3 protein-coding genes are annotated in these 3,972 nt (G+C 66.8%); 1 reads left to right on the forward strand and 2 read right to left on the reverse strand.

Annotated features, from left to right (window positions below):
- Nucleotides 1-11 precede the first annotated feature (11 nt).
- On the reverse strand, nt 12-1,529 hold the full coding sequence (gene guaA, locus Q4C89_RS14305; RefSeq protein WP_303103299.1) for a glutamine-hydrolyzing GMP synthase: 1,518 nt from the start codon (nt 1,527-1,529) through the stop codon (nt 12-14).
- A gap of 78 nt (nt 1,530-1,607) precedes the next feature.
- Nucleotides 1,608-3,509, reverse strand: coding sequence for a PEGA domain-containing protein (locus tag Q4C89_RS14310; RefSeq protein WP_303103300.1), 1,902 nt, complete (start codon nt 3,507-3,509; stop codon nt 1,608-1,610).
- 214 nt (nt 3,510-3,723) lie between these two features.
- On the opposite strand from Q4C89_RS14310, the gene Q4C89_RS14315 reads away from it, so the two are divergent.
- Entirely contained in the window at nt 3,724-3,945 is a 222-nt protein-coding gene (locus tag Q4C89_RS14315) for a hypothetical protein (protein ID WP_010888507.1), read from the forward strand.
- Nucleotides 3,946-3,972 lie beyond the last annotated feature (27 nt).

The following is a 3,972-nucleotide window of genomic DNA, read 5'->3' on the forward strand; positions in this document are numbered from 1 at the left end:
GCGTCAACGATTCATTCCCACTCGATGGTGGCGGGTGGCTTGCCCGTGATGTCGTAGACCACGCGGTTGATTTCATGCACCTGATTGACGATGCGGTTGCTCATGGTCGCCAGGAATTCGTAGGGCAGCCGCGCCCACTCCGCCGTCATGAAGTCGTCGGTGGTGACGGCCCGCAGCGCCGCCGTGTAGGAGTAGGTGCGCTCGTCACCCATGACGCCGACCGATTGAATGGGGGTCAGCACGGCGAGGGCCTGTGAGCAGCCTTCGTACAGCCCGAACTCGCGCAGCCCACTGATGAAAATGTCGTCCACGCGGCGCAGGATGTCGAGCTTGGTTTCGTTCACTTCGCCCAGGCAGCGAATGGCGAGGCCGGGGCCGGGGAAGGGGTGGCGCATACGGATGTGGTCGGGCAGGCCCAGCAGCTTGGCGATTTCGCGCACCTCGTCCTTGAACAGCGTGCGGAAGGGTTCGACCAGCTTGAACTTGAGGTCTTCGGGCAGCCCGCCGACGTTGTGGTGGCTCTTGATGTTGGCGGCGCCCTCACCGCCCGCCGACTCGATCACGTCGGGGTAGAGCGTGCCCTGCGCCAAAAAGTCGAAGTGGCCCAGCTTCTCGGTTTCGCGCTCGAAGGCCCGGATAAACTCGCGTCCGATGATTTTGCGCTTCTGCTCGGGGTCGCTGACGCCCGCCAGAGCGCCCAGAAATTGCTCGCGGGCGTCCACCGTCACCACGTTCACGCCCGCTGATTTGAGGGCCTGTTCTACCTCGTGGCGTTCGTTGAGGCGCAGCAGGCCGTGGTCTACAAACAGCGCGGTCAGGTTGTCGCCCACGGCGCGGGCCAGCAGCAGCGCCAGCGTGGAGGAGTCCACCCCGCCCGAAATGCCCAGCAGCACCTTGCCGTCCCCGACCTGGTCTTTGACGCCCTGCACCAGTTCGTCCACGATGTGTTCGGCGTTCCAGTCGCGCTTCACGCCGCAGATGTCCAGAAAGTTGCCCAGCAGTTGCCCGCCCTTGGGCGTGTGGACGACTTCGGGGTGAAACTGCACGCCGTAGCGCCGCGTTTCGTTGTTTTCGATGGCGGTGACGGGCGTGTCCTCGGTTTTGGCGACCACGGCGTAGCCCTGCGGCAGTTGGGTCACCGAGTCGGAGTGGCTCATCCAGGCCACGAATTCGCCTTCGATGCCCTCGAATAGCTTGCCGCCGTACTCGGTCAGGTCGGCCTTGCCGTACTCGCGCTTGCCTGCCCGCTTCACGTCGCCGCCCGCCTCGTGTGCGAGGTACTGCATCCCGTAGCACACGCCCAGAATGGGAATGTTCAGGTCAAGCACCCCAGCACCGGGCTTAGGCGCATTTTCGTCGTACACGCTGCTGGGGCCACCCGACAGCACGATGCCCTGCGGGTTTTCCTGCTGCACGCGCTCCAGGCTGGAGCCGCCGGGCAAGATGACCGAGTACGCGCCCAACTCGCGGAAACGCCTCGCAATCAGGCGGGTGAATTGACTGCCGAAATCCAGAATGACGATGCTCACGGCTGCAATTGTGGCACGGCGCGGCCCCGGTTTTGCCGACGCCTCACCTGGGCTGTCCATCCACACTGGGCGTTCGGCCTATTCGCCCAGGTTGACCGTTACCGGGTCGCGGGTGGGTACGGTCACGTTGACACGGGCCGGGGCGTACCCGTCAGCATTCACCTTGATGCGGTAGGTGCCGGGGGCGGGCAGTTGCACGGTGCCGGGCACTTCGCCCAGTTTGCGGCCCAGTTGCCAGCCTGTGGTTTTGGGAGCCTGAAGCAGCGTGAGTCTGGCCCGCTGGTTGTCGGCTCCGGTCAGGCGAAACTGCACCTCGCAGCAGGGGGCCGGGGCGGGGCGCAGGGCGCGGGGCACGGCGGCAACGGCAAAGGCCACCACCAGCACGCCCAGCGTGGGCAGCAGCCAGCGCAGCAGCTCTTCACGCGGGCCGAGGGGGCGCACCACCCGCCGCTCGCCGTCTCTGCCCCAGCTCATGCGGATGGGCGCGAGGCGGCGTTTCTGGGCGCGGGGAGCATTCACGGGTTTGCTGGGCGACAGACGCTGCACCTCGGCGATGTCGCTGGGAGCGACGCTGAGCCCCTGGGCTGGCGAAAAAATGCTCTCGGCGCGGCGCTGCTCCTCGCGGGCGCGGCGGGCAGCGGCAAGTTGCGCGTCGAGGGCCACCTGTTCTTCCCAGGCCTGCTGCTCCAGGCGGCGGCGCTCCTGCGGCGAGGGGGCAGTGAGGGAAGGGGCACCCGGCACCTCGGCGGGGGCCAAGGTGTCGAGGGTGGCGGGGTCGGTGTGGCCCTCGCCCTGCAATTGCTCGATGGTGGCGGCAGTGCGCTGGCGACGCAGGGCGCTGATGTCGAGGCGGCGGCGGTTGTCGGCCTTGAGGCGCTCGCTGGCCTGCCTCGCGGCGCGGCGAATCACGCGGGGCCGCTCGCCCGGCAGGGCCACAGGGACGCTGGCCGTAGGCGGCGGCTCGGCAGCCGGACTGTGGGAAGCGGCGCTGCTGTCACGCGGAGCGAGGCGCTGGAATTCCCCGAGTTCGGCAAGGGCTCCGGCCTCTCTGTCGGCCACCAACACGGAGGCAGAGGACGCGGGCCGCAGAGGAAAGGTGACGGGGGCTGGGGCAGGCGCTTCGTCGTTGACTGGCCCATGACTTGCCCCCTCTTGCGACTCTGGCGCTTGAACGTCCGTGTCGGGTTCGGTGGCTTCGTCGGCATCGGGTGTCTGTGCGCCGGCTTCGGACGCGGGTTTCAGGCCCAGGATTTCGTCGGCCAGAGCGCCGCCCAGCACAATTTCCTCGTCGCCGTCGAACGGGACGGGCACCACCATATCGTCGGTTGCCGCCGAGGTTCCTGTCGCCGAGAGCATCGGCATGTGTTCGAGGGCTTCGGCAAGCTGTTCCTGCGTCAGCCCCACGTTCAGCAGTTCCAGCAGTTCGCCCGCCTTCAGGCCCTCGCCTGCTGTCCGCAGCACCGCCAGCAAGGAGGGCAGGCCGCCGAGGTCTTCCAGGGCGTTGGCGAGGTCGCGCAGGTCGTCGGCGGGTGTGGGACGAAGGCCGGGCCGGGGCAGCCCTGCGCCGCTGACCCGCACCTTGCCGTCCACGGTCCAGAACTGCGCGGCGTCCAGCGAACCGTGCGTCAGACCCTGACCGTGCAGGAAATCCAGGACTTCCAGGGCGGCGCGGGCGGCTTGCAGGGGGTCTTGGGCGGGTACGGTCTGCGGGGGCAACTCGGTGACGAGGTAAGCGCGGGCCATCTCGACCGCCATGTCGGTAAAGGGCAGCAACCGGGGATGCTCGGGCAGCGACGGAACGGGAGCGATGGCGTCAAGCGGATGGAGCAGCACGGGCAGCCCGGTCAGGCGGTCGGCAGCCCTCAGGGTGCGTGAGGGGCGGCGGCGCGGGGTGGCCCAGTCGCCCGTTCCGGCTTCACCTGGGGCCGATTGGCCCGCACTCGCTTCACGCAACACCACATAAGGGCCGATGGACTTCATCGTGGCCCAGTATACGAAGTTGCCCCTTCAGCGATGCGTCTTCAGAGGAGAGGCCCGGTCAATTCGTGCGTCAAAGACACAACGTACACATGATGAGTCCGAAATGCTGAAAAATTCGGTGAGGTTGCACATCTCGCCCCTCGTGTTGCCCATGAGTAAAGGCCGTGTTAAGCTGACGCCCGATGCCGCCCTTCTCCAGCGGCCGAGGAGTGCGATGCCCAAAAAGGAACGCAAACGCTTGCAGGTGGTTATCAGCGAGGAGCAAGACGCCCTGCTGACGCGCACCGCCTACGAACTGTCCAGTCCCGAACGGCTGATTAGCAAGAGCGAAGTCGTGCGCCTCGCCATCGAAAAGATTGCCAAAGACCTCGGTGAAGGCGAAAGCCTTGAGGACTACCGCGCCATTCTGGAATCCGAAGACATCAGCGACGAGTAACCGGGGTTCCTGGCTGGTCGGGCCTTA

This window comes from Deinococcus sp. (genome assembly GCF_030523985.1).
GTDB lineage: Bacteria > Deinococcota > Deinococci > Deinococcales > Deinococcaceae > Deinococcus.